The sequence below is a fragment of the Nocardioides salarius genome, assembly GCF_016907435.1.
Lineage (GTDB): Bacteria > Actinomycetota > Actinomycetes > Propionibacteriales > Nocardioidaceae > Nocardioides > Nocardioides salarius.
Genome location: NZ_JAFBBZ010000001.1, coordinates 141137 through 165126 on the forward strand (window position 1 = coordinate 141137; position 23990 = coordinate 165126).

Here is a 23990-nt window from a genome sequence, read left to right on the forward strand (position 1 = left end):
CCATGAGCGGACCCCGCCTCGACCCGACCTTCCAGGCCCTGCCGCACCGTCGACTCGGTGAGGTCGCCCTGGCGCGGGCCGCCGAGCTCGGCGTCAGCCACGCCGACTTCCGCTTCGAGCGGGTGCGCTACCAGGACCTGACCGCCCGCGACGGCGTGCTGCAGGCCGCCGACGACTCCGTCGACGTGGGCTTCGCCGTGCGGGTCGTCCACCGCGGCGCCTGGGGCTTCGCCTCCGGCGTGCTGCTCACCGACGACGAGGCCCGCCGGGTCGCCGAGCAGGCGGTCGCGCTCGCCGAGGTCGCCGCGACCATGACCAGCACCCCCGTCGAGCTCGCGCCCGAGCCGACGTACGACGACGTCACCTGGATCTCCGACCACGAGATCGACCCGATCGAGGTGCCGACCGCCGAGAAGGCCGAGGTGCTCGTCGGGTGGACCCGGCGGCTGCGCGAGCACCCCGGGGTCGAGCACGCCGCGTCGTTCCTCGCCGCTGTGCGCGAGAACAAGTACTACGCCGACCTGCACGGCACCCGCACCACCCAGCAGCGGGTCCGGCTGCAGCCCGGCTTCGAGGCGATGGGCTCGCGCGGCGACCTCTTCGACTCCATGGCCTCCCTCGCTCCGCCGGTGGGCCGGGGGTGGGAGTACGTCGTGGGCTCCCCCGCGGTCGCCTGGGACTTCGACGCCGAGGTGGCCGAGGTGCCGGGCCTGCTGGCCGAGAAGCTGGCGGCCCCCAGCGTCGAGGCGGGGCGCTACGACCTGGTGGTGCACCCCTCGAACCTGTGGCTGACCATCCACGAGTCGATCGGGCACGCCACCGAGCTCGACCGGGCGCTGGGCTACGAGGCCAACTACGCCGGCACCTCCTTCGCCACCTACGACCAGCTGGGCTCGCTGCGCTACGGCTCCCCGGTGATGCACGTGACTGGGGACCGCACCACCCCGCACGGACTGGCCACGGTCGGCTACGACGACGAGGGGGTCGCGGCCCAGTCGTGGGACATCGTCTCCGAGGGCGTGCTCGTCGGCTACCAGCTCGACCGCTCGATGGCCGCGATGAAGCCCGAACTGTCCGGCCCCGACCACCCGCAGGGCCGCTCCAACGGCTGCGCGTACGCCGACTCCCCCGGCCACGTGCCGATCCAGCGGATGGCCAACGTGTCGCTGCAGCCCGCCCCCGACGGCCCGAGCACCGAGGAGCTGATCAGCAGGGTCGAGCGCGGCATCTACGTGGTGGGCGACCGGTCGTGGTCGATCGACATGCAGCGCTTCAACTTCCAGTTCACGGGTCAGCGCTTCCACCGCATCGTCGACGGCGAGCTCGCCGGCCAGGTGCGCGACGTGGCCTACCAGGCCACCACGACCGACTACTGGGGCTCCCTCGAGGCGGTCGGCGGCCCGCAGACCTACGTCGTGGGTGGCGCCTTCAACTGCGGCAAGGCCCAGCCCGGCCAGGTCGCCTCGGTCAGCCACGGCTGCCCGACCTCGCTCTTCCGCGACGTGCGGATCCTGAACACCACCGAGGAGGCGGGTCACTGATGACCTCCCCGAGCCACGCCACGCACCGCACCACCCCGCAGTCGCTGGTCGAGCAGGGCCTGGCCGCGAGCGTGGCCGACGACTGCGTCGTGATCGTGCGCGACACCACCAGCGCCAACCTGCGCTGGGCCAACAACACCCTGACCACCAACGGCGTCGCCCACGGGGTGCAGGTCAGCGTCGTCTCGTTCGTGCGCGGGGCCGACGGCGTCGGCACCGGCACAGTCTCTTCGACCGCGACCACCCAGGCGCAGGTCACCGAGCTGGTGCGCGCCGCCGACGCCGCGGCCCGCAGCGCCGACCCGGCCGAGGACGCCGCCGAGCTGGTGCGCGACCGCGTCTCCCCCGACTGGGAGGAGTCGCCAGTGACCACCGACGTGCACACCTACTCGGCCTTCGCGCCCGCCCTCGGCGAGGCCTTCGGGCGCGCCCGCGCCGAGGCCCGGGTGCTCTACGGCTTCATCAGCCACGAGGTCGCCACCACCTACCTGGGCTCGACGACCGGGCTGCGGCTGCGCCACGTCCAGCCCACCGGCCACTACGGGTGCACCGGCAAGGACGCCGCCCTCACGCAGAGCGCCTGGGTCGGGGGCGCCACCCGCGACGTCAGCGACGTCGACGCGCTCGCCATGGACGCCGCCGTCGCCGAGCGTCTCGCCTGGGGCGCGCGCGGGCGCCACGACCTGCCAGCGGGGCGCTACGACACGATCCTCCCGCCGTCGTCGGTCGCCGACCTGCTGGTCTCGACCTACTGGGCCGCCGGCGCGCGGGTGGCCCACGAGGGCCAGTCGGTCTTCAGCGGTCGCGGCGGCGGCACCCGGATCGGCGAGCAGGTGGCCTCCTCGGGGGTGCACCTCTACTCCGATCCCGCCCACCCGGGCCTGGAGTGCGCGCCCTTCGTGGCCGCCGCCTCCTCCTCCAACGAGACCTCGGTCTTCGACAACGGCCTGGGCCTGGCGCGCACCGACTGGATCCGTGACGGCCGGCTCGAGGCGTTGGCGCAGACGCGGCACTCGGCCGGGCTCACCGACCAACCGGTGACGCCGTACGTCGACAACCTGGTGCTCGACGTCGACGGCGGTGCCGGGCGGCTCGACGACCTCGTCGCCGGCACCGAGCGCGGCCTGCTGCTGACCTGCCTGTGGTACATCCGCGAGGTCGACCCGCAGTCGCTGCTGCTCACCGGCCTGACCCGCGACGGCGTCTACCTGGTCGAGGACGGGGAGGTGCGCGGCCTGGTCAACAACTTCCGGTTCAACGAGAGCCCGGTCGACCTGCTGCAGCGCTTCTCGGCAGCCTCGGCGACGGTGCCCAGCTTCAGCCGCGAGTGGGGCGACGACTACTTCAGCCGCACCGCCACCCCAGCGCTGCGGGTGCCCGACTTCAACATGTCGAGCGTATCGCAGGCCCTGTAACCGGGTGTGTCCCTAGTGAGACCGAAACGCACTCACCTGCCGAGGTCCGTGGAGCCCAGGGACTCCGCTCCGGGCCCGTAGCCGAACGGGCACAACGCTTCGCCAGGCAGCCCCGACACCGGCTCTCCGCAGGGGCGCACGGCGCGACGGGCTGTTGTGCCCGTTCGACTACGACCTGTTCCAGCGGAACTGACGCGGGGCTGGCATCCGACTCTGCCGATGAGCGGCCGGGTGGCGAAGGTCGCCGGAGTGACTCAGGCTGACGTCATGAGCGCAAGCGCCGCCCAAGCTGACGCCTTCTACCGCGAGGCACTAGAGCATCAACTCGTCTGGGGCATCAGGGACGCCGACGGCTTCCCCGCCCCCGAAACGCCGCAGGGGCGCGGCGCGCGATGCCGTTCTGGTCGCTGAGGAGTCGAGCCGAGCGCATCACCAGCGCCGTCCCGGCCTACGACGGGTTCGAGGTGGTGCCTGTTCCGCTCGACGAGTGGCGCGGTCGCTGGCTCTCAGGACGTGGGCGCGACAGGCTCCGTGTGGGGCTCAACTGGCCAGGCGAGAGCGCCACAGGACATGACCTGGCTCCGAACGAGGTGGAGCAGAACCTAGTGCACGGCGGACCTGTTAGTGATCGCTCACACCGCGACCCGCAAGATCGTGCCAAAGAGCGTGGGCACTGGCTCGGAAACTCAGTGGTGAGCTAGCCGCCGCTCGTGCCACGGTGCCAACCATGGCGAACGACGAGGCGTTGAACAGAGCGGCGGAAGTAAACGAGCAGTTCCGCTCGACCGAGTTGTCGGCTGAGACAGTCACTCGACCCGCCGGGCCACACACCCAGACCGTGCATTCATTCCTGCGGCACCTTCGCGAGAAGGGCCTGGACTGCGTTCCCCAGCCGATTTCGCTAGACGATGAGACCGAGACACTTCGCTTCATTGAGGGTGATAGCGGCGGTGATGGTTGGAAGAACCAGCACGACGAGCAGGGGTTGCGCTCGGCAGCGAAGTTGCTGCGACGAATTCACGACGCCTCTGCTGACTGGGTGCCACCCGACAACGCCGTGTTTGCCACTCCGATGGCCGAGGGCGGTGACGTCTACGTCAATGGGGATCCCGGACCTTGGAACTTCGTCTGGCGGGACGGAGAGGCGGTCGCGCTCATCGACTGGGACTTCCTTCACCGCGCGCCCAGGCTCGACGACGTGGCGTACGCCCTTCTGTGGTTCGCCCCGATGCGGGACGACGAGGCGGCGCTCACGTGGCACCACTTCGCGCAAGTACCCAACCGCCGCGCGCGCATCGAGACTTTCCTAGACGCCTACGGGATACCGGCTGATTTCGACGTCGCCGACGCCGTTGCCCGACGCCGCCACGCGACCATCGACCGCGTCCGATTCCTCGCGGACCAAGGGCAAGAACCTCAGAAGACCTGGGTCGCTGAGGGCAGCCTCGACGAAGAAGAAGCAGAGATTGCGTGGATCGAAGCGAACAGGTCTCTGTTCTCACGCTGACGCCATGCGCGAGGCAACTCCATCGGGACACGGTTGATGGATGGTCGCCTCCGACCATGCCAGTGTCGGGCTGGTCTGTCGGCTAGAACCAGAGGGACGTCTCGCCGGTGCCGTCACCGTACGTGCACTGGAACCCGAGCGGCTGCCAACTCCAGTCGTACGACACGGAGTCGTGCCTCGAACTGGCGGAGTCATCGCGGGAGCAGGCGGATTCCATCCGCCACCAGCCGACGCGGACGTACCCGGCAACGGCGACTGACAGCACCAGGAGCCCCACCACCGCCAAGACCAGCTTCTTCACGGAGGCACGGTATGCGATCGCCAGGACACGAAGCGTACGGCCACGCCGCGTAACCCGCGCGTCAGCGCGCGATCATCTGCCGCTGTCCACACGGTCCTGCCGAGTAGCGTGCGCGGCTGCCGATGAGCGGAAGTCGGGATGGGCCGCTGTGGCAGGGAGTCCGAGTGATCAGTGTTGATCGAGCTCGCGCTTCTCAGCGGCTGCCCCCGCTCGAACTGCCGCCACGACGAGGAAGACGGCGAGGGCCCCAGACGCGATCGCCAGCAACCGCCAGTACCCGGGTGTGAGGATCGCGAGGGAGAATGTCGCGACCAAGGCGCCCATGGCGTAGTACACCAACACGTTGAACTTCGGGTTGTCTGTGGGCGGCCGCATCGGGCCCGGCACAGGACTGCTCATGACAGCAGATTAGAGCGTAGCCCGGTGAGATCCCGGCCCTGCGAGGTCGGCTCAGCCCCAGTCGTCGCGCCGCTTCTCCACCCGCCCCCGGGCCCCGAGCGCGGCGCGCTCGGCCTCCGCGGCCCGCGCCTGCTCCTGACCCACGAGCAGGCCGTAGGTGAAGTCGCTCTCGCCGTCCTCGCGGGCCAGCGCGGCGAGCCGGACCAGCTGCTCGCGCGCCACGACCGTGTCCTGCCGGGCGCCGAGCGCCGTGGTGACCTGCTTGGCCGCCTTGCGCAGTCGGCGGGCGGACTTGCCCGCCGCTGGCTCCAGGGCCTCCCCGGTGTAGCGCAGCCGCTTGGCCGCCTTGCGGGCCGCGTGCCAGGCCTCATCACGTCCGTCGCCGGTGGCCGCCTCCGCCGCGGCGAGCCGGTCGAGCAGGCGTGCGACGTCCTTGCGCACTCGGCGCGGCAGCCGCTTCCGGGCCTTGCGGTGAGCCGTGGCGGTCCAGGGCGGTGCCGACGCCAGCTGCACGAGCCGGTCGACGAGCGCGAGGTAGCGCTCCGACTCGAGCGTGGCCTGCGCCGCGCGGAGGGCGTCGCGCGCGTCCGCGTCGAGCTCTCGGCGCACCCGCTGGCGCACCGGACCCACCAGGGCTTCGCGGGGCTGCTCGTCGAGCCGTTGCAGCAGGTGGTCGCGGGCCACCTGCGCGTCGCGCGCCGGCGCGAGCTCGCGGCCCAGCCACCTCAGCTCGTCGCGCAGCGGGTCGGTCACCTCGCGCTCGACCAGGGGCCGGAAGGTCGCCAGCGCCGTGCGTATCCGCCGGCAGGCGATCCTGGCCCGGTGCACCCCCTCGGGGTCACCACGCCGGATCGCCACGTCCTGGCGCTGCAGCGTGTCGACCAGGGTGGCCAGCCGTGCGTGCAGCACCTGCGACGCGGGCCCCCTCCACGTGGGCCGGGGTGGCGCCTCGGGCGGGTCTGCCCGCTCGCCCAGCACCTGCACGACCTTGCGCTGCACCGGCGACCGGGCGACGCCGCTCGCACGCAGGTGCTCCTCCACCGCGTCCAGCAGGGCGGGGTCGCCGTCGACCAGCTCGACCTCCCACTCCCGCCAGGCGCTCTGCCGGTCCGTGCCGTCCTCGCCCGGCGCCTGACCCTCGACGCAGTCGTCGGAGACCTCCGCCAGCCGCCGGCCCTGGTCGTCCAGGAGGTCGGTCGTGCTGCGCCGCGTCACCACGGTGGCGACGGGGGCCAGCTCGGCGCCGCGGGTGCGGGCCAGCACGAGGCGGCGCAGCGCGACGGGCACGTGGTCGGTGCGTCGACCCAGCGGCGCGTGCACCTCGTCCCGGCCCTCGCCGGCCGGCAGCTTGAGGTGCCAGCCCGCGTCGGCTCCGCCGGTGCGGCGGCGCAGCGTGATCCCCGCCCGGACCAGCCGCAGGTCGGCGGTGTCGACGTACGTCGCTTCGAGCAGCGACTCCTGCGCCTCTCCCAGCTCGGCCACGCCGGCCACCCCGACGAGGCCCGGCAGCGCGAGGTCCGGCGGGACGGGGCCGAAGGTCCGCTCGATCTCGTGGTGCTCGCTCACGTCCCCCGGTCTACCGGACGCACCTGTCCCCTGACCACCACCGTGCGGGTGCGGTGCAACCGTGCGGCCCGCTCGCGCGTACTCCACCTGACAACCACCACCGCCCCTGCGGGGCAGCACCGAGAGGACGCACCATGCGACCCGTCACCACCACCCTGTCCACCCTGGCCGCCGCGGCCGTCCTGTCCACCGCCACCGCCGGTCTGGCCGCGGCGTCGGACGACCCGGGACCCGGGGCCACCACCCACCGCGAGGTCGGCCGCCTGCTCGAGTGCACCGGCACGTGGATGCAGCGTCCGGTCCTCGCGTCGGTCTACGAGAACCGCGGGGTCGTCAACGAGGTCTCCGTGCAGGTCGGGGAGGGCCGCCGCGAGGTGGGCGCCGCCCGGACCCAGGAGCGCCGCTTCATCCGCGACGGCCGGGTGCGCGCCACCCTCGACCTCGGCGGGCGCCCGGCCCGGCTCAGCGGCACCGTGTCCCGCACCGGGGTGCGCAGCACGGTCCACGAGGAGCACGACGACGCCGGCCAGCACGTGGTCGTCGACGGCGTGCACCGGATGCTCGACGTCGACCTCGCGCTGGTCTGGCGTGGTCGTGGTGCACCGCTGGAGTGCACCGGGTTCGCCTACGACCTGCAGGTCACGACGACCCCGGCCTGAGCGCTACTCGGCGAAGGCCTCCAGCGGCGGGCAGGCGCAGACCAGGTTGCGGTCGCCGTAGGCCTGGTCGATGCGCGCGACCGGCGGCCAGTACTTGTCGGGGTCGATGCCGGTGGGGAAGACACCGAGCTCGCGGTCGTAGTCGCGGTCCCACTCGCCCACCAGGCAGCGCGCGGTGTGCGGGGCGCCGCGCAACGGCGACCGCTCGGCGCTCCACTCCCCCGCACCGACCCGGTCGATCTCGCCCTTGATGGCGATCATCGCCTCGCAGAACCGGTCGATCTCGGCCAGGTCCTCCGACTCGGTCGGCTCGACCATCAAGGTGCCGGCGACGGGGAACGACATGGTGGGCGCGTGGAAGCCGTAGTCGACCAGGCGCTTGGCGACGTCGTCGACGCTCACGCCGGTGTCCTTGGTCAGCCCGCGCACGTCGAGGATGCACTCGTGGGCCACCAGGTCGCTGTGGCCGCGGTAGAGCACGGGGAAGTGCTCGCCCAGGCGCGCCGCGACGTAGTTGGCCGAGAGCACGGCCGACGCGGTCGCCCGGGTCAGCCCCTCGGCGCCCATCATCCGCACGTAGGCCCACGAGATCGGCAGGATCCCCGCCGAGCCGTACGGCGCCGCCGAGATGGGGCCGATGCCCTCGCGCTTGTCGGCCTCGGGGTGCAGGGCGTGCGAGGGCAGGTACGGCGCCAGGTGGGCGCGCACCGCGACCGGGCCCACGCCCGGGCCGCCGCCGCCGTGCGGGATGCAGAAGGTCTTGTGCAGGTTGAGGTGCGAGACGTCGCCACCGAACTCGCCCGGCTTGGCGTAGCCGAGCAGCGCGTTGAGGTTCGCCCCGTCGACGTAGACCTGCCCGCCGTGCTCGTGCACGACACGGCACAGCTCGGTGATCGACTCCTCGTAGGCACCGTGGGTCGAGGGGTAGGTGACCATGATCGCGGCCAGGTCGTCGGCGTGCTTCTCGCACTGCGCGCGCAGGTCGTCGAGGTCGACCGACCCGTCGTCGCCGGCCTTGACGACCACGACCCGCATGCCGGCCATCACCGCGGACGCCGCGTTGGTGCCGTGCGCCGAGCTGGGGATCAGGCACACGTCGCGGGCGGTGTCGCCGTTGGCGCGGTGGTAGCCGCGGATGGCCAGCAGGCCCGCGAGCTCGCCCTGCGAGCCGGCGTTGGGCTGGATGGAGACCCGGTCGTAGCCGGTGACCTCGCCGAGCCACTCCTCGAGCTGGTCGACGAGCTCGCGGTAGCCCTGGGCGTCCTGGGCCGGCGCGAAGGGGTGCAGGTCGGCGAAGCCGGGCAGCGAGACCGGCTCCATCTCGGTGGTGGCGTTGAGCTTCATCGTGCACGAGCCGAGCGGGATCATGCCGCGGTCGAGGGCGTAGTCGCGAGCCGAGAGCCGGCGCAGGTAGCGCAGCATCTGGGTCTCGCTGCGGTGCAGCGAGAAGACCTCGTGGGTCAGGTAGTCGGTGCTGCGGCGCAGGTCGTCGGGCAGCGCGTCGGGGGTGGCGCGGTCGAGCGCCTCGATGCCGGCGTCGTCGAGGGCCGTGCGGCCGGTGCCCGTGGAGAAGGCCTGCAGGACCCGCACCAGGGTGGAGGCCGTGGTGGTCTCGGAGGTCGAGATCCCCACGGTGTCGTCGTCGGTCAGGCGCAGGTGCAGCCCGAGCTCGCGCGCGGCCGCCACGACCTCGGCGGCACGACCCGGCACCGGCACGCTCAGGGTGTCGAAGAACCGCTCGTGGGCCACCGGGTGACCGGCGTCGCGCAGCGCGGCGGCCAGGACCGCCGCGTAGCGGTGGGTGCGGGTCGCGATCGCGCGCAGGCCCTCGGGCCCGTGGTGCACGGCGTACATCGAGGCGACCACGGCGAGCAGCACCTGGGCGGTGCAGATGTTGGAGGTGGCCTTGTCGCGGCGGATGTGCTGCTCGCGGGTCTGCAGCGCCAGCCGGTAGGCCGGACGGCCCTCGGCGTCGACCGAGACGCCGACCAGGCGCCCGGGCAGGTGCCGCTCGAGGCCCTGGGCCACCGACATGTAGCCGGCGTGCGGGCCGCCGTAGAACAGCGGCACGCCGAAGCGCTGCGAGGAGCCGACCACCACGTCGGCGCCCATCGCCCCGGGCGCCTCGAGCAGGGTCAGGGCCAGCAGGTCGGCCGCGACCACCGCGAGCGCGCCACGCTCGTGGGTGGCGTCGATGAGCGGGCGGGGGTCGAGCACCCGGCCCGAGGCACCGGGGTACTGCACCAGCACCCCGCACAGCTCGCCGTCGGGCAGGCCACCGGCCAGGTCGGCCACGACGACCTCGATGCCCAGGCCCTCGGCCCGGGTGCGCACGACGTCGATCGTCTGGGGCAGGGCGTCGGCGTCGACGACGAAGGGTCCGCTGGCCTTGCGGTTGCCGCGACGCACCAGCGTCATCGCCTCGGCGGCGGCGGTGCCCTCGTCGAGCAGCGAGGCGTTGGCCGTGGGCAGGCCGGTGAGGTCGCCCACCACGGTCTGGAAGTTGATCAGGGCCTCGAGCCGGCCCTGCGAGATCTCGGGCTGGTACGGCGTGTAGGCGGTGTACCAGGAGGGGTCCTCGAGCACGTTGCGGCGCACGACCGGCGGCGTGATGGTCGCGTGGTAGCCCAGTCCGATCATCGCCTCGGCGGGCCGGTTGGCCGAGGCGAGGGCGCGCAGCTCGCGCGAGGCCTCCGCCTCGCTGATGGCCGGCGGCAGCGCCAGCTCGCCCGCTTGGCGGATCCCGCCCGGCACGGCCGCATCCATCAGCGCGTCGAGGGAGTCGAAGCCGAGCCGCTCGAGCATCGTGGCGACGTCGTCGGGGCGCAGGCCCACGTGGCGATCGACGAACGGCGAGGCGGAGTCGAGCTGGGCGAGCGTGGGCTGGTCTGACACGGTGGCGGGCTCCTCGGGTGTGGGTCGTCCGGGTGCCTCCCCCTCTGTCACGCGCAGGGCGCTCCAGAGTTGCCTGGCCCGCGTGGTCCTGGCGCCTGAGAGGTTCCGGGGAGGAATTGCCCCTTCGGCGCCCCGGCACGCCGCCGTGGTGGCCGGCGCCGGGGACTCTCCCGCACGGGATGGTCAGCGCGGCCCAATCTACTACCCCCCACGCGCACCACGACCCGCCCGGGAGCCCGGGCGGGTCGTGGAGGTGGTGCTGTGGGGTGCGGCTCAGCCGGCGCTGCGGGCGGCGCGGCGGGCGGCGAGCTCGTCGCCGGCGCCGGAGGTGGCCTCGTCGTCGGCCGCGGTGCGCTCGCTGGGCAGCTCGGCGAGCGTGCCCTCGATCTCGCGCCACACGCCGCCGATGGCGATGCCGAAGACGCCCTGGCCGCCCTGGAGCAGGTCGATGACCTCGTCGTTGCTCGTGCACTCGTAGACCGAGGCGCCGTCGCTCATCAACGTGACACGGGTCAGGTCGTCGGTGCCGCGCGCTCGCAGGTGCTGCACCGCGGTGCGGATCTGCTGCAGCGAGATGCCGGCGTCGAGCAGGCGCTTGATCACCTTGAGGATCAAGATGTCGCGGAAGGAGTAGAGCCGCTGCGACCCGGAGCCCTTGGCCCCGCGCACGGTCGGCTCGACGAGCCCGGTGCGGGCCCAGTAGTCGAGCTGGCGGTAGGTGATGCCCGCGGCGTTGCAGGCCGTGGGCCCGCGGTAGCCGGTGTCGCTGGGCAGGGGTGAGACGTCGTCGGTGAAGAGGAGTCCCTGCTCGTCGGCGGCCTCGGCCGCTGCGGCGGCGTCGCGGGTCGCCCGCAGCTCCTGCTCGTGCTCGTTCACGCGGTCCTCCGTGGGTCTACTCCGCTGGGACGTAACCCCCAGGGAAGGAGCCGTGGCTGCCGAGGCGACCACAACGGTGGAGTTACAACGAAGACATCCTCAACGTATGCCCCCGGGGGACGGGGGTCAAAGACTCTCGCGGCGTGTCGCAACCCTCAACCTGAGGTCGAGGGTGAGGTCGTGGCTACTCCTGCGGCCCGTCGAAGTCCTCGGGGGTGACGTGGTCGAGGAACTCGCGGAACTTCTCGACCTCGTCCTCCTGCTCGGCGGGCACGGCGAGGCCGGCCTCGTCGAGGACCTCCTCGGAGCACACGATCCGGGTGCCGGTGCGCAGCGCCAGGGCGATCGAGTCGGAGGGGCGGGCGCTGACCTCGACGCCCGAGCCGAGCACGAGCGTGGCGTAGAAGACGCCGTCGCGCACGTCGGTGATGCGCACCTCGACCAGCTCGTTGCCGGTCGCGCCCAGCACGTCCTTGAGCAGGTCGTGGGTCAGCGGCCGGGGCGGGGTCACCCCCTGCTGGGCGAAGGCGATCGCGGTCGCCTCCACGGCCCCGATCCAGATCGGGAGGTAGCGCTCCCCCGTCACCTCGCGCAGCAGCACGATCGGCTGGTTCGAGGGCATCTCGACCCGGACACCCATGACATCGACTTCGCGCACACGATCACCTTACGCCGCAGGTAGTGAGGTCGCGCGGGCCCCGGGTGGTCCCGGCGTGCCCGCGCCCGATCAGCGCAGCCCGGCCTTGACGAGCGTGGCGTGCAGGCGCACCGACAGGGCCGCGATCTCGGTGACCGCCTCGGCCGCTCGTCCCTTGGCGCCCGCGTCGCGGCCCCGCTCCATCGGCGCGACGACCTGCTGGACCAGCCCGACCTCCCGGTCGGCGGCCGTCTTGAAGGCGCGCAGGTGACGCGGCTCGAAGCCGAAGTCGGCCAGCTCGCGCGCGGTGCGGGCGATGACCAGCGCGTCGGTGTCGTAGTGCCCCGTGCCGGGGCGCGGGGTCAGCAGCCCGAACTGCTCGAGCTGGTCGAGCAGCGCCTCGGTGATCTCGGCGACCTTCAGCAGCTCGCGGCGCGAGAGACGCAGGTCGTCGCGCCGGGCGAAGGAGGCCGGGCTGGGCAGCCCGTCGGCGGCCAGCGCGACCGAGGGCACCGTGGGCACCACCGGCTCGATCGGCGGCGGCTCCAGGCCACGGTCGATCGCGTCGAGGTGCTCGCCGATCACCTTCAGCGGCAGGTAGTGGTCGCGCTGCATGCGCAGCACGTAGCGCAGCCGGTCGACGTCGGCGTCGGCGAACTTGCGGTAGCCCGCGGGCGTGCGCTCGGGCTTGATCAGCCCCTTGTCCTCCAGGAACCGGATCTTGGGGATGGTGACCTGCGGGAAGTCGGGACGCAGCAGGTCGAGGACCTGCCCGATGTTCATCCGGGCGCGCGCACCGCCCGAGGCCGCGTCGACCGGGACCGGACCTGGGACCACGGCTCAGCCGCCCTCGTGCCCCGAGAAGAACACCAGCCGGTACTTGCCGATCTGCACCTCGTCGCCGTCGCTGAGCCGGACCCGGTCGATGCGGTCGCGGTTGACGTAGGTGCCGTTGAGGCTCCCGGCGTCGCTGACGCTGAAGCTGGGGCCGCTGCGGTGGAACTCGGCGTGGCGGCGCGAGACCGTGACGTCGTCGAGGAAGATCTCGCTGTCGGGGTGGCGCCCGGCGGTGACCACGTCGGCGTCGAGCAGGAACCTGCTGCCCGAGCCCGGGCCCTTCTGCACCACGAGCAGCGCGTGGCCCGGCGGCAGCGCGTCGACCGCGGCCGCGTCGACCGCGTTGAGCTGGCGGTCGGAGGTCTCGACCCGGCTGGACTCGCCCGTGCCCGAGGTGCCCATCGCGCCGGCCTGCACCGAGATCGTGGCCGTCGACTCCCCCGGCCCCTCGCCCGAGGGCTCGGTGGGCTGGTCGGTGTCGGCCGTCACCAGGCGGGTGCCGCACTGGGAGCAGAAGCGTGCGTCGTCGGGGTTCTTCCTGCCACACGCGGTGCAGAACGGCATCGCTGTCTCCTCCTGTACGACGGGGCGCCAACCCTCACCACCGGCTGGAGGGTGAAGGTTGGCCCCGAACCTATCAGTCCGGCAGGGTCCGGCAAGCCGGACCGCGAGGGCTCATGCCTCGAGCGAGGCCTCGTACGCCGCGGCGTCCATCAGGGCGTCGAGCGCACCGGTGTCGGTGGGCACGACCTCGAAGAGCCAGCCGCCGCCGTAGGGGTCGTTGTTGACCAGCTCGGGGGTGGCGTCGAGGGACTCGTTGCGGGCCACGACCTCGCCGCTGAGCGGGGCGTAGATGTCGCTGACCGACTTGGTCGACTCCAGCTCGCCGCAGGTGCTGCCGGCCTCGAGGCTCTCGCCGATCTCGGGCAGCGAGACGTAGACGATGTCACCGAGGGCGTCCTGCGCGTACTGGGTGATCCCGATCCGCACCGCCCCCTCGTGCTCGCCGGGCGTGCGGACCCACTCGTGCTCGCTGGTGTAGGACAGGTCGTCGGGGTACATGGCGTCTCCTCTGGCTGGCGGTGCGCGCAGGCTACTGCGCGTCCTGGGGGCGGGCGAAGTCCGGATCGAGCGGTTCGGCCACGGCCTCGATGTCGATCGAGGCCTGCTCGGTGATCTCGACCTCCGCGCCCTCGTCCTGCAGGTCCACACGGGGGCCCTCGAGGATCGTCATTGCGTTGGTCAGCGCCGACGGCGGCCCGATCACGTCGAAGACGTACGGCGCGCTGAGCACCTGGCCGTCGACCTCGAGCCCGCCGGTGACGTCGGTGAAGGCGCTCTGGGCGACCAGGCGCACCTGGCCGTTGACCTGGATCGCCTCGGCGCCGGCCACGCGCAGGCTCTGGATCATGTCGACGACCGTGTCGGCGTTGACCGGGGCGGTCACCTCGCTGATGGTGATGCGCACCCCGGGCCCGCGCACCGGCACCAGCCCGGCGAGGATCGCGAGCGTGTCGGCCTCCGACTGCGCCTGCTGCAGCGCCGTGCGCTGGTCGGCGCTGTCGGAGGCCAGCTGGTCGCGGGTCGTCTCGAGGCGCTCGATCTCGGCGCGGGCGCGCTGGCTGGTGCCGGCCAGGCCGTCGAGGACCGCGATCAGGTCCTCGTCGCGGTAGCCGGCGTAGGTGTCGTCGGCCTCGGTCGAGCGCACCTGCACGACGGCGGCGAACGCCACCAGGGCCAGGAGCACGGCGACGACCACCTGGTTGCGGCTCGGCGTCCTCAGTGCGTGCAGCAGCCGGTTGCGGCCCGACTGGGGCTCGCCCTGGCGCTGCGGGTCGGGCTCAGGCATGGAAGAGGTGGCGCCGGATGGCGGCGGCGTTGGAGAAGATGCGGATCCCGAGCACCACGATGACACCGGTCGTGAGCTGGTTGCCCACGCCGAGCTTGTCGCCCATGAACACGATGGCCGCCGCGATGACGACGTTGCTGACGAACGAGATCACGAAGACCTTGTCGTCGAAGATCCCGTCGAGGTAGGCGCGCAGCCCGCCGAAGACGGCGTCGAGCGCGGCGACGACCGCGATCGGCAGGTAGGCCTCCATCGACGTCGGCACGTCGGGCTGGAGCACGAGGCCGAGCACGATGCCCAGCAGCAGGCCGAGGGCGGCGATCATCGGGCGCCCTCCTCGTTCTCCGCGCGCGGCTCGTCGGTGGTCAGTGGTGCGGCCGACAGGAGCGTACGACGTCGGGCCGCGGGCAGCTTCACGGAGGTCAGGGTCTCCTGGCGGTAGGCGAAGCCCAGCGCCTGCGCCACGTTGATGAGCGCGCTGCCGCTGGCGGTCTCCTGGAACCGCGCGAGCAGGCTGCGGCTGTCGCCGATCGCCGTCACGACGTACGGCGCGGCGATGGGCACCGAGTTGACGTTGACGACCACCCCGGAGTTGCGGATCGCGCTGACCGCGGTCAGGCGCTGCCCGTTGACCGCCACCGCCTCGGCGCCGGCGAGCCACAGCCCGTTGGCCGCCTTCTGCAGGTCGATGTCGCGGATCAGGTTGTCGCCCGCCACGGGGTTCTCCAGCGTCAGGCGCACCCCCTCCCCCTGCACGGGCAGGTAGCCGGTGGTGACCTGCAGCCGGCGCAGCCGGCTCTGGGCCTCGACGGCGGTCTCGGTGAGCCGGGCGACGTTCTGGGTGGCCAGCTCGTTCTGCTCGCGCAGCTCCACGATGCGGTCCTGGAGGTCGGAGACGGTGGCGCGACGGTCGTTGACCCGCTCGACCAGCGTGGCGCGACCGGCCCTGTTCTCGTCTGCGTCCTGGGCGGTCTGCACGGCCGCGGTGGTGACCAGGACGCCGAAGACGGCCACGACCACGGCGGCGGTGCGGTGCGGGCGCGAGCGCGAGCCCGCGGACGGGAGCTGGCCGCGACCGCGGCGCTCGGCGACGTGGAGGTAGTCCTCGTCCATCGACTGCTGGGTGATCAGCGTCAGCAGCGGCGTGGTGACCTGCGGCGGCAGGGGGGCCCGCCCGGCGTCCTCCTGCGGCTGCGGGGCGGCGGGTCGCTCAGGCATGCCTCAGGCTCCGGCGCTCGGTGGTGGCCAGCAGCCGCCTGACCTGCCAGGCGTACAGGACCCCCGCCCACCAGTAGAGTCCGATGCCCCACAGGGCGAAGGACCAGCCGAAGACCTGGGCCAGGGTGGCCACGGCGCCCTCGCCGTCGCCCAGGAGCAGCAGCGGGAAGGCGTAGAGCAGGTTGAAGGTGGCCGCCTTGCCCAGGAAGTGCACCGGCAGCGAGCTGTAGCCACGGGTGCGCAGCAGCGGCACCAGGCCCCACATCAGGGCGTCGCGCAGCGGCAGGGAGACCGCCATCCACCACGGGATGACGTCGCGCAGCGCCAGGCCGACGACGACGGCCAGGATGTAGAGGCGGTCGGCGACCGGGTCGAGCACCTGGCCCAGGACGGAGGTCTGCCCCCAGCGCCGCGCGAGCCAGCCGTCGAGGAAGTCGGTGATGCCCGAGACGACCAGCAGGCCCAGGGCCCAGCCGTCGGCCTCGGGGCCCAGCACCAGCCACAGGAACACCGGCACGCCGGCCAGCCGGAGCGCGCTGAGCACGTTGGGGAGCGTCCAGACCCGGGTGCTGCGCTCCACGTCGTCCACCACAGCTGCCTGCACTCCACCGTCTGGCTCGTCGGTCGCGTCCTCGTCACCGGGCGGGCCCGGCGAGCACACCCTAGACGAGGTCAGGCACCGGTGTCGGCGGACGCCCCGTCGTCGTGGTGGGCGGCGTCGCGGATCTCGCCGACGAGCTCCTCGAGCACGTCCTCGAGGGTGGCCAGGCCCAGGGTGGTGCCCTCGGTGGTCACGACCCGGGCCATGTGCGCGCCGCGTCGCTGCAGCTGCTCGAGCGCGTCGTGCAGGGCGTCGTCGGGGGTGACCGGCGCGAAGGGACGGATCCACTTGTCCTCGAGGGGCCGCGAGCGGCGCTCCTCGTCGGGCTCGAGCACGTCCTTGATGTGCAGGTAGCCCAGGAGCTCGCCGTCGTCGGCCTCGACCGGGAAGCGGCTGAAGCCGGTCGCGGCGCAGAGCGCCTCGACCTCGGCCGGGGTCGATCCGCGACGCACCGTCGTCAGCGAGGAGGCCGGCATCAGCACCGAGGTGACCGCCTTCTCGGTGAAGCCGAGCGCGCCCGCCAGCCGGTCGTACTCGTCGGCCTCGATGAGCCCCTCGCCGCGCGACTCCTCGACCAGCGCCGCGACCTCCTCGCGGGTGAAGGCCGAGCTGATCTCGTCCTTCGGCTCGACGCGCAGCAGCCGCAGCGTCGTGTTGGCCACGGCGTTGAGGGCCACGATGATCGGGCGCAGCAGTGTCACCACGAAGAACATCGGGGGGCCGAGCACCAGCGCCGAGCGCTCGGGGCCGGCGATGGCGATGTTCTTGGGCACCATCTCGCCGAGCACGACGTGCAGGAACACCACGACGGCCAGGGCGATCACGAACGCCACCGGGTGCACCAGCGCCTCGGGCACGCCGGCGCTCTCGAAGAGCGGCTCGATGAGGTGGGCGACCGCCGGCTCGCCGACGGCGCCCAGGCCGACCGAGCAGATGGTGATGCCCAGCTGGGCGCCGGCCATCATCAGCGAGACGTTCTCCATGGCCCGCAGGGTGGTGCGCGCCACCCGCGAGCCCGCCTGGGCACGCGGCTCGATCTGGCTGCGGCGCGCCGAGATCAGCGCGAACTCCGCACCCACGAAGAAGGCGTTGAAGGCCAGCAGGCCGATCGCGACCAGCACTCCGGTCAGGTCACTCATCGTCGTCCTCCGACCGGTCGGTCCTCGTGCCCGGCTCCTCGCCGCTCTCCGCGGTGTCGCCCTCGAGCAGTCGCAGCGTCAGCCGGTCGACCCGCAGGCCGTCCATGTGCTCGACACTGAGCACCGCCAGGCGCTCGCGCGGCTCGTCGGGGTCGGAGCGGTCGGGCACCGGCACCTCGGCCAGGTCGCCGGCGACCGGGACCCGGCCCAGCACCTGCAGCACGAGACCGGCGATGGTGTCGTAGGCCTCGTCCTCGGGCAGCTCGATGCCGGTGATGTCCTCGACCTCGTCGGGGCGCAGGAGGCCCGAGAGCACCCAGCTGCCGTCGCGGCGCTGACGGGCACGCGAGCCGAGCCGGTCGTGCTCGTCGGCGATGTCGCCGACGATCTCCTCGACGACGTCCTCGAGGGTCACGATGCCCGCGTGGCCGCCGTACTCGTCGAGCACCACGGCCATCTGGAAGCCGTCCTCGCGCAGCAGCTGCAGGAGCGGGTCGAGGCGCAGCGAGTCGGGCACCACGATCGGCTTGGCCATCAGGTGCTTGACCTTCGTCGTGGCCCGCTCGTGCACGGGCAGCGCGACCGCGTTCTTGACGTGCACGGTGCCGACCACCACGTCGTCGTCGTCGAGCACGGGGAAGCGGGAGTGCCCCGACTGACGCGTCAGCTCGATCACGGCCGCGGCGCGGTCGTTGAGCTCGAGGGAGCGGGTGCGCACCCGCGGGGTCATGATCTCGCCCGCGGTGCGGGTCGCGAACTCCACCGAGCGCTCCATCAGCTCGGCGGTGTCGGCGTCGAGGGTGCCCTCGTCGGCCGAGCGCGCGATGAGCGAGGCCAGCTCGGTGGAGCTGCGCGCCGAGCGCAGCTCCTCCTGCGGCTCGACGCCCAGCCGGCGCACCAGCGCGTTGGCGGCGCCGTTGAGGACCCGGATCGGGCCCTTGTTGGCCGCGGTGAAGAAGCGCATCGGGGCCTGGGTGGCGCGGGCGGTGGCCAGCGGCAGCGCGATGGCGAGGTTCTTGGGCACCAGCTCGCCGAAGAGCATGGTCACGATCGTGCTCAGCGACAGCGCGACCGCGAGCGCCACCGGCGTGACCGCGCTGTCGGGCAGCCCGGCCGAGCCGAGCGGGCCGTCGATGAGGTCGGCGATCGCGGGCTCGGAGAGGAATCCGATGCCCAGGTTGGTCAGCGTGATGCCGACCTGGGCCCCGGAGAGCTGGGTCGACAACGAGCGCAGCGCGCTCTGCACGCCGATCGCCGCGGCGTCACCGTCGGCTGCGGCCTGCTCGACCTTGGTGCGGTCGACGGTGACGAGCGCGAACTCCGCGGCGACGAACACGCCGCAGGCGATCACGAGGAACAGGGCTGCGAGGAGCAGCAGGGTGGCGGTCACAGGCGCTCTCCGGGGGCGGCCGCGGCGCGGTGGTCACACCGGTGCGGGCTCGAGGAGAGCGGGCGACTTTGGGAGCCGTCCATCGGGGGTGTTCAGGGTCCTTTGCAGGTCAGGGCCAGATCGAGCGCCGAGTCTAGCGCTCAGGAGCCGCCGGGCCCTCCTCCCGGGTCGCGACGCACCCGCCCGCCCCCGAACGAGCTTGCGACCGCCACGTCGTCGAGCACCCGGTACGGCGCCCCGGCGCTGCGGGCGCGGGCGGCCAGGGCCGCGCGCGGGACCCCCGCGGCGCCCGCCACGACCAGCAGGTTGCCGGCCCGGCGGGCCCGCAGCGTGGCCGGCTCGGCGGAGACCAGCACGTGCGGCAGGTGCTCGCGCAGCGCCGCGACCAGGTCACGGGCGAGCGGGAACGGGGCCCGGTCGCTGAGGTTGGCCAGCAGCAGGCCGCCCGGGGCCAGCACGCGGGCGACCTCGGCGACGGCCTCCAGGGTGACAAGATCGCCCGGGACCTCCCCGTCGACGAAGGCGTCGACCACCACGAGGTCGACGGTGTCGTCGCGCACCCCCGCCAGGCCGGTGCGTCCGTCCTGGGCCCGCACCCTGATCCCGCTGCGACGCGGCAGCGGCAGCTCCTCGCGCACCCGCTCGGTGAGGGCCGCGTCGGGCTCGAGGACGACCTGCCAGGACCCGGGGCGGGTGGCGTGCACGTAGCGGGGCAGGGTGAGCCCGGCACCACCCACGTGCAGCACCCGCAGCGGCTCGCCCGGCACCGCGTGGTCGTCGACCACGTCGGCGATGCGACGCACGTAGTCGAAGGCCAGGTGGTGCGGGTCCGCGAGGTCGACCAGGGACTGGTCGCGGCCCCCGACCCGCACGAGGTAGGCGTCGGGACGCTCGGTGGCGACCACCTCGACCTCGTCGCCCGCCCCCGTGCTCATGCTCCCCCGGCCGGGCGCCACATGGCGGTGGTGCGTCGACCGCCCGGTCCGTCAACGAGGCCGCTGACCCGCCAGCCGAACCGCTCGTAGAAGCCGATGGTGGCCACCGACGACGACTCGAGGTGCGAGCCGACCCCCTCGGCGTCGGCCTGCGCGAGCCGGTGCACCAGCAGCGCGGAGGCCGCTCCCCTGGCTGCGGGCTCGGGGCGCGAGGCCAGGTAGGCCAGGTGCCAGTGCGCGGCGGCGGGGCGGGCCCGCTCGGAGGCCCGCCGGGAGCGCGCGACCGCGAGCAGGCGGCGTACGCCGAAGACGGCCAGGGCGCTGGGCACCTCGCGCCACGACCACGACACCGGCGCGACCGCCTCCACGGCCCGGGGCGGGTGCCACCAGGCCACGGCGAGCAGCCGCTCGTGGGCGCCCACGCCGCTCACCGCGACCTCGGCCACGCCGTGGGCGAGCACGTCGACCTCGCCGGCGACGGTGAAGAAGCGCCGCAGCCGCTCGCGACGCCCGCGCTCGGGCACGAAGGAGGCGAGGTTGGTGCCCTCGGCGAACGCGTCGGCCAGCAGGTCGACGGCCGCGGCGAGGTCGGCGGGCCCCATGGCCCGCACCCGCAGCGTCGACGTCACCCGCCCGGCGTCCCGACCCGCCGCCGGACCTCGGCCGCGACGACCTCGGGCACCTCGTCGAGCGACCAGTGCGAGACGCCCTCGAGCGCCACGAAGCGGTAGTCGGCGTCGACGTGCTCGCCGCAGCCGTGCGCGGCGGCGGGAGCCGTGGCCTGGTCGTCCTCGCCCCAGACGAACGTCGTGGGCACCCGCACGGGCGGCAGGTCGGACATGTCGGTCATCGCCCGGTACCAGCCCAGCGCAGGGCCGAGCGCCCCGTCGCGCATCAGCGCCACGTCGCGCTCCACGGCCTCGGGCGGGACCCGGCCGGCGTAGACGGCCCGCAGCCCGGCCTCGCCGTCGGCCAGCAGCTGCTCCTCGGCGGCGCCCGGACGGCGGAAGACCTTGAGGTACGCCGAGCGCTCGCGCTGCTCGGGGTCGCTCACCAGCGCGCGCCCGAAGGCCGCGAGGTGCGGCACGGAGAGCGCGGTGAGGGTGTGCAGCCGCTCGGGGTGGTGCGCGGCGACCCACCACGCCACCGAGGCTCCCCAGTCGTGGCCGACCAGGTGCACGCGCTCGTGGCCCGACCCCTCGACCAGCGCGTCGACGAGGGCCAGCACGTCGCCGGCGAGCTCCTCGACGGCGTACGCCGCCACGTCGTCGGGGCGGGCACGCGCGGAGTAGCCGCGCTGGTCGGGGGCCACCAGTCGCAGGCCGGCGCCCTCGAGCAGCCCGGCCACCGGTGCCCAGCTGGCCGCGCTCTGGGGGAAGCCGTGCAGCAGCACCACGGGCACGCCGTCGTCGGGGCCCCAGGTGCGGACGTCGAGGACGAGGTCGCCGAAGCGGGTGGCGCGTGGCAGCTCGAGGTGGCCCATGGGCGCAGCATGCCAGGACCGAGGTGCCTCGTCCCCCGTCGACGGTGTCCTAGGAGCCCGACGGGGGCCCCGCCGTCGCGGCCAGCGCCAGGCGACGGCGACGCTCGCGCAGGCCGCGCACGGCCTCCCCGGTGACGAACCCCGAGGCCGCGCGCACGGCGCTCAGCCCGGGGTGCACGTCACGGCCGGCGCCGATGCGGCGCAGCTGGGTCTCGTACCACTCCGACTCCCCCGCCACCCCGGCCACGGTGGGCAGCCGGTAGGCCGGCAGCTCGGCGCCGGGGTCGCCGGCCAGCAGCTTGCCGGGCAGCTCGGGGTCGATGGCCAGCGGCCGGCCCAGGCCCACCAGGTCGACCGCGCCCGAGTCGAGCAGGCCCTGCATCGCGGCGCGGGTGCGGATGCCGCCGGTGAGCATGATCGGCACCCCCGGCGCCGCCGCCCGGGCCCGGGCCGCGAACGCGGCGAAGTAGGCCTCCTTGACCGTGGTCGCCGCCGTCGCGGCGTCGACGCCCACACCGAAGAGCGCCGGGTTCTCGTAGGTGCCGCCGGAGACCTCGACGAGGTCGACGCCCTCCTGCACCAGCAGCCGCACGACCTCCTCGGCGTCGTCCTCGGTGAAGCCACCGTGGCGGAAGTCGGAGGAGTTGAGCTTCACCGCGACGGTGAAGCCGTCGCGGGTGCGCTCGCGCACCGCACGCACCGTGGACAGCAGCGCCGCGGCCCGGCCGGCCACGTCGCCGCCCCAGCGGTCGGTCCGCCGGTTGACGTGCGGCGAGAGGAACTGGGCCAGCAGGTAGCCGTGCGCGGCGTGCACCTGCACGCCGTCGAGACCGGCCTCCTCGCAGCGCGCCGCGGCGGCGCCGAAGCCGCGCACGACGTCGTCGACCTCGGCGGCGCTGAGCGCCCGGGGGCGGCGGAAGAGCCCCATCATCGCCACGGCCCCGCCGTCGCTGGGGGCCACCGGCTCGCGGGAGACGAAGCGGTTGGTCTGGCGCCCCGGGTGGCTGAGCTGGGCCACCAGCGGCACCCCGGCGGCGGCACGGCGCACCCGGGCGAGGCGCTCGACGTCGAGGTGGGCGTCGGCCACGATGTTGCGGCTGCGCTCGAGGAAACGCCGGTCGACCATCAGGTTGCCGGTCACCAGCAGCCCCGAGCCGCCCGCGGCCCAGCGCCGGTAGAGCCGCTCGTGGGCGGTGGTGGGCTGGTTGCGGGCGTCCGCCAGGTTCTCGGTCATCGCGGCCTTGACCAGGCGGTTGGGCAGGCGCAGGCCGCTGGGCAGGACGAGCGGGTCGGCGAGGTCGGGCACGGGGACTCCTGGGGACGAGGCGGGCTGGGCGGGTCAGGCGAGGTGGATCAGCGCGGCGCCCCCGAGGGCGACGAGCCAGCTGGCGAAGCTGCCGACGAGGAAGTACTCGGTCACGTCGCTCGGCCCGGCGGGCGGGCGCTGCTGCTGGGCGCGCTGCAGCTCGGGGAAGCGCAGCAGGCCCTTGGCGCCGATCACCACGGCCGCGGCGGTCAGCTCGCCGACGGCGCCGAGCCCGACGATGAAGAGCCGCTCCATCGGCCCGAGCACCCGTCCGCCCTTGAGCTGCTTCTCGTTGGAGGTCGCCGGCACCCCCACAGCGTCGAGCACCAGGCGCACCGCCACGTTGGCGCTCGCCAGCTGCACGAGCACGACACCGGTGGCGACCAGCACGTCGGAGACCGGCCAGCGGCCCAGGACCGTGCCGGCCAGCCGGGTCGGCAGCGTGGGCTCGGTCGTCAGCAGGGCCGCGCCGAGCACGGCCGCGACGGCGCCGGCGCCGAGCGCCAGCAGGGCCAGGGCCCGGGCCCGGTCGCGCCACGGGCCGGTGCGGTCGGGACCGACCGCCAGCGCCGAGCCCAGCAGCCACACCGCCTGCAGGGAGCCCAGCAGCACCCAGAGCAGGAGCACCCGCGCGGGCTCGAGGTCGAGCACCAGCAGGCCGGCCAGCAGCACGCCCAGGCCCACCGCGATGCAGGCGGCGGCGCGCCGCAGCGAGACGACGTCGTACGACGCCCGCGCGAGGTCGCCGGCACCCACGGCGGCCAGCCAGGTGCCGAGCAGGGCCAGGCTCACTCGTCGTCCCCTCGCCCGGCCCCCGGCGGGGACATGAGGGCCTGAGCATCGCGCACCGCGCCGACACCGCGGGCGAACTGCTGGCTGACCGCGGACCGCGAGATCGACTCGCTGGCGGCGATGTCGCTCTGGGTGGCGCCGCGCAACGACGCGGCGAGCAGCCGCAGCCCGCGCTCGCCGAGCCGGTCGACCAGGGCGTCGCGGGTCAGCAGGAACGCGTTGACACCGCCCTGGCCGGGTCCCTCGAACCAGGTGCGGGCCGCCGAGCGGCGGGGGCGGGCGAGCTCCTCGAGCGCGGCCCGGGCCGCCCACCAGCCGGGTCCGTCCTGCAGCAGGGGTGAGCGCGTGGCGTCGTGCACGGTGACGTCACCGTGGCCCAGCCCGCAGCGCACGTCGACCTCGGGCAGCATCGCGAGCCGCACCAGCAGCGCCGCCAGCGTCGCGGTGCCGACGTCGCGGAACGCGCCCTGGAACTCGTCGCCGACCGTCGTCTCGAGGCGCTGGGCGGGCTCGAGCAGGTCGGTCACCTCGGCGAGCACGTCAGCGAGCCGGCGCTGCACCGCGGCCCGGTCGGGGAGCTGTCGAGAGCCGACCATGTCGCCGATCAGCGTGACCAGGACCACCATGAGTTCAGCATATGGGTT

General features: G+C 73.5%; 26 protein-coding genes and 1 riboswitch. Of the genes, 5 read left to right on the forward strand and 21 right to left on the reverse strand.

Features of this window, described 5'->3' with window-relative positions; all coding sequences use genetic code 11:
• Positions 1-2 precede the first annotated feature (2 nt).
• The 4 genes from JOE61_RS00705 to JOE61_RS00720 all read left to right on the forward strand — a co-directional run bounded on the left by JOE61_RS00705 (position 3) and on the right by JOE61_RS00720 (position 4463).
• Positions 3-1541, forward strand: coding sequence for a TldD/PmbA family protein (locus JOE61_RS00705; RefSeq protein ID WP_193668757.1), 1539 nt, complete (start codon positions 3-5; stop codon positions 1539-1541).
• Positions 1541-2956 carry a metallopeptidase TldD-related protein gene (locus JOE61_RS00710; protein WP_193668756.1) on the forward strand — a complete coding sequence of 472 codons (1416 nt, stop codon included), beginning with the start codon at positions 1541-1543 and terminating at the stop codon, positions 2954-2956. Before JOE61_RS00705 ends, JOE61_RS00710 begins: the two co-directional genes overlap by 1 nt.
• A 392-nt stretch (positions 2957-3348) precedes the next feature.
• The gene (locus JOE61_RS22665; RefSeq protein WP_193668755.1) at positions 3349-3657 is read left to right on the forward strand and encodes a DUF2750 domain-containing protein; all 309 of its coding nucleotides are present in this window, start codon (positions 3349-3351) and stop codon (positions 3655-3657) included.
• A gap of 26 nt (positions 3658-3683) precedes the next feature.
• A complete protein-coding gene (locus tag JOE61_RS00720) occupies positions 3684-4463 on the forward strand; it encodes a phosphotransferase (RefSeq protein ID WP_193668754.1) in 780 nt (259 codons plus the stop codon).
• 82 nt (positions 4464-4545) lie between these two features.
• On the opposite strand, the gene JOE61_RS00725 is transcribed toward JOE61_RS00720, so the two are convergent.
• From JOE61_RS00725 to JOE61_RS00735, 3 genes are all read right to left on the reverse strand, one after another.
• The gene (locus tag JOE61_RS00725) at positions 4546-4764 is read right to left on the reverse strand and encodes a hypothetical protein (protein WP_193668753.1); all 219 of its coding nucleotides are present in this window, start codon (positions 4762-4764) and stop codon (positions 4546-4548) included.
• A gap of 168 nt (positions 4765-4932) precedes the next feature.
• On the reverse strand, positions 4933-5163 hold the full coding sequence (locus JOE61_RS00730) for a hypothetical protein (RefSeq protein WP_193668752.1): 231 nt from the start codon (positions 5161-5163) through the stop codon (positions 4933-4935).
• Positions 5164-5214: 51 nt separating this feature from the next.
• Complete coding sequence (locus JOE61_RS00735; protein ID WP_193668751.1) at positions 5215-6729, reverse strand: CYTH and CHAD domain-containing protein; 1515 nt, start codon at positions 6727-6729, stop codon at positions 5215-5217.
• 134 nt (positions 6730-6863) lie between these two features.
• Here JOE61_RS00735 and JOE61_RS00740 point away from each other — a divergent pair, with 134 nt between their 5' ends.
• A complete protein-coding gene (locus JOE61_RS00740; RefSeq protein ID WP_193668750.1) occupies positions 6864-7388 on the forward strand; it encodes a hypothetical protein in 525 nt (174 codons plus the stop codon).
• Positions 7389-7391: 3 nt separating this feature from the next.
• On the opposite strand, the gene gcvP is transcribed toward JOE61_RS00740, so the two are convergent.
• The 18 genes from gcvP to JOE61_RS00830 all read right to left on the reverse strand — a co-directional run bounded on the left by gcvP (position 7392) and on the right by JOE61_RS00830 (position 23972).
• The gene (gene gcvP, locus JOE61_RS00745) at positions 7392-10283 is read right to left on the reverse strand and encodes an aminomethyl-transferring glycine dehydrogenase (protein ID WP_193668749.1); all 2892 of its coding nucleotides are present in this window, start codon (positions 10281-10283) and stop codon (positions 7392-7394) included.
• A 73-nt stretch (positions 10284-10356) separates the two neighbouring features.
• Positions 10357-10466: riboswitch (glycine riboswitch) on the reverse strand.
• 90 nt (positions 10467-10556) lie between these two features.
• The gene (locus JOE61_RS00750; RefSeq protein ID WP_227491680.1) at positions 10557-11138 is read right to left on the reverse strand and encodes a MerR family transcriptional regulator; all 582 of its coding nucleotides are present in this window, start codon (positions 11136-11138) and stop codon (positions 10557-10559) included.
• Positions 11139-11343: 205 nt separating this feature from the next.
• On the reverse strand, positions 11344-11817 hold the full coding sequence (locus JOE61_RS00755; protein ID WP_193668747.1) for a bifunctional nuclease family protein: 474 nt from the start codon (positions 11815-11817) through the stop codon (positions 11344-11346).
• Positions 11818-11886: 69 nt separating this feature from the next.
• The gene (gene ftsR, locus JOE61_RS00760; protein ID WP_443678565.1) at positions 11887-12633 is read right to left on the reverse strand and encodes a transcriptional regulator FtsR; all 747 of its coding nucleotides are present in this window, start codon (positions 12631-12633) and stop codon (positions 11887-11889) included.
• 3 nt (positions 12634-12636) lie between these two features.
• Positions 12637-13197, reverse strand: coding sequence for a zinc-ribbon and FHA domain-containing protein (locus JOE61_RS00765; protein WP_193668746.1), 561 nt, complete (start codon positions 13195-13197; stop codon positions 12637-12639).
• Between the two features lie 111 nt (positions 13198-13308).
• Positions 13309-13695 (reverse strand): glycine cleavage system protein GcvH, encoded by a 387-nt coding sequence (gene gcvH, locus JOE61_RS00770; RefSeq protein WP_193668745.1) that lies wholly within the window; start codon positions 13693-13695, stop codon positions 13309-13311.
• Between the two features lie 31 nt (positions 13696-13726).
• On the reverse strand, positions 13727-14482 hold the full coding sequence (locus tag JOE61_RS00775) for a DUF881 domain-containing protein (protein WP_193668744.1): 756 nt from the start codon (positions 14480-14482) through the stop codon (positions 13727-13729).
• Positions 14475-14807: a small basic family protein gene (locus tag JOE61_RS00780; protein WP_193668743.1), complete on the reverse strand. Its 333-nt coding sequence runs from the start codon at positions 14805-14807 to the stop codon at positions 14475-14477. Before JOE61_RS00780 ends, JOE61_RS00775 begins: the two co-directional genes overlap by 8 nt.
• The gene (locus tag JOE61_RS00785) at positions 14804-15700 is read right to left on the reverse strand and encodes a DUF881 domain-containing protein (RefSeq protein ID WP_193668742.1); all 897 of its coding nucleotides are present in this window, start codon (positions 15698-15700) and stop codon (positions 14804-14806) included. Before JOE61_RS00785 ends, JOE61_RS00780 begins: the two co-directional genes overlap by 4 nt.
• Positions 15693-16292 carry a cardiolipin synthase ClsA gene (gene clsA, locus JOE61_RS00790; protein ID WP_193668741.1) on the reverse strand — a complete coding sequence of 200 codons (600 nt, stop codon included), beginning with the start codon at positions 16290-16292 and terminating at the stop codon, positions 15693-15695. The genes JOE61_RS00785 and clsA overlap by 8 nt, the downstream gene beginning before the upstream one ends.
• 80 nt (positions 16293-16372) lie before the next feature.
• Positions 16373-17440: a hemolysin family protein gene (locus JOE61_RS00795; RefSeq protein ID WP_193668740.1), complete on the reverse strand. Its 1068-nt coding sequence runs from the start codon at positions 17438-17440 to the stop codon at positions 16373-16375.
• Positions 17433-18830: a hemolysin family protein gene (locus JOE61_RS00800; protein WP_193668739.1), complete on the reverse strand. Its 1398-nt coding sequence runs from the start codon at positions 18828-18830 to the stop codon at positions 17433-17435. Before JOE61_RS00800 ends, JOE61_RS00795 begins: the two co-directional genes overlap by 8 nt.
• 140 nt (positions 18831-18970) lie before the next feature.
• Entirely contained in the window at positions 18971-19765 is a 795-nt protein-coding gene (locus JOE61_RS00805; protein WP_193668738.1) for a spermidine synthase, read from the reverse strand.
• Positions 19762-20394, reverse strand: coding sequence for an N-acetyltransferase (locus JOE61_RS00810; protein WP_193668737.1), 633 nt, complete (start codon positions 20392-20394; stop codon positions 19762-19764). Before JOE61_RS00810 ends, JOE61_RS00805 begins: the two co-directional genes overlap by 4 nt.
• Complete coding sequence (locus tag JOE61_RS00815) at positions 20391-21248, reverse strand: alpha/beta fold hydrolase (protein WP_193668736.1); 858 nt, start codon at positions 21246-21248, stop codon at positions 20391-20393. Before JOE61_RS00815 ends, JOE61_RS00810 begins: the two co-directional genes overlap by 4 nt.
• 49 nt (positions 21249-21297) lie before the next feature.
• The gene (locus JOE61_RS00820; RefSeq protein ID WP_193668735.1) at positions 21298-22554 is read right to left on the reverse strand and encodes an oxidoreductase; all 1257 of its coding nucleotides are present in this window, start codon (positions 22552-22554) and stop codon (positions 21298-21300) included.
• 33 nt (positions 22555-22587) lie between these two features.
• A complete protein-coding gene (locus JOE61_RS00825) occupies positions 22588-23346 on the reverse strand; it encodes a hypothetical protein (RefSeq protein WP_193668734.1) in 759 nt (252 codons plus the stop codon).
• On the reverse strand, positions 23343-23972 hold the full coding sequence (locus JOE61_RS00830) for a SatD family protein (protein ID WP_204797117.1): 630 nt from the start codon (positions 23970-23972) through the stop codon (positions 23343-23345). Before JOE61_RS00830 ends, JOE61_RS00825 begins: the two co-directional genes overlap by 4 nt.
• Positions 23973-23990 lie beyond the last annotated feature (18 nt).

Coding starts and splice junctions, on each gene's coding strand:
- JOE61_RS00765 (WP_193668746.1), bottom strand. CDS start 13,197: ATGCCGTTCTGCACCGCGTGTGGCAGGAAGAACCCCGACGACGCACGC.
- JOE61_RS00740 (WP_193668750.1), top strand. CDS start 6,864: ATGCGACCCGTCACCACCACCCTGTCCACCCTGGCCGCCGCGGCCGTC.
- JOE61_RS00805 (WP_193668738.1), bottom strand. CDS start 19,765: ATGAGCACGGGGGCGGGCGACGAGGTCGAGGTGGTCGCCACCGAGCGT.
- JOE61_RS00710 (WP_193668756.1), top strand. CDS start 1,541: ATGACCTCCCCGAGCCACGCCACGCACCGCACCACCCCGCAGTCGCTG.
- JOE61_RS00720 (WP_193668754.1), top strand. CDS start 3,684: ATGGCGAACGACGAGGCGTTGAACAGAGCGGCGGAAGTAAACGAGCAG.
- JOE61_RS00780 (WP_193668743.1), bottom strand. CDS start 14,807: ATGATCGCCGCCCTCGGCCTGCTGCTGGGCATCGTGCTCGGCCTCGTG.
- JOE61_RS00815 (WP_193668736.1), bottom strand. CDS start 21,248: ATGGGCCACCTCGAGCTGCCACGCGCCACCCGCTTCGGCGACCTCGTC.
- JOE61_RS00730 (WP_193668752.1), bottom strand. CDS start 5,163: ATGAGCAGTCCTGTGCCGGGCCCGATGCGGCCGCCCACAGACAACCCG.
- JOE61_RS00830 (WP_204797117.1), bottom strand. CDS start 23,972: ATGGTGGTCCTGGTCACGCTGATCGGCGACATGGTCGGCTCTCGACAG.
- JOE61_RS00705 (WP_193668757.1), top strand. CDS start 3: ATGAGCGGACCCCGCCTCGACCCGACCTTCCAGGCCCTGCCGCACCGT.
- JOE61_RS00775 (WP_193668744.1), bottom strand. CDS start 14,482: ATGCCTGAGCCCGACCCGCAGCGCCAGGGCGAGCCCCAGTCGGGCCGC.
- JOE61_RS00795 (WP_193668740.1), bottom strand. CDS start 17,440: ATGAGTGACCTGACCGGAGTGCTGGTCGCGATCGGCCTGCTGGCCTTC.
- JOE61_RS00785 (WP_193668742.1), bottom strand. CDS start 15,700: ATGCCTGAGCGACCCGCCGCCCCGCAGCCGCAGGAGGACGCCGGGCGG.
- gcvH (WP_193668745.1), bottom strand. CDS start 13,695: ATGTACCCCGACGACCTGTCCTACACCAGCGAGCACGAGTGGGTCCGC.
- JOE61_RS22665 (WP_193668755.1), top strand. CDS start 3,349: ATGCCGTTCTGGTCGCTGAGGAGTCGAGCCGAGCGCATCACCAGCGCC.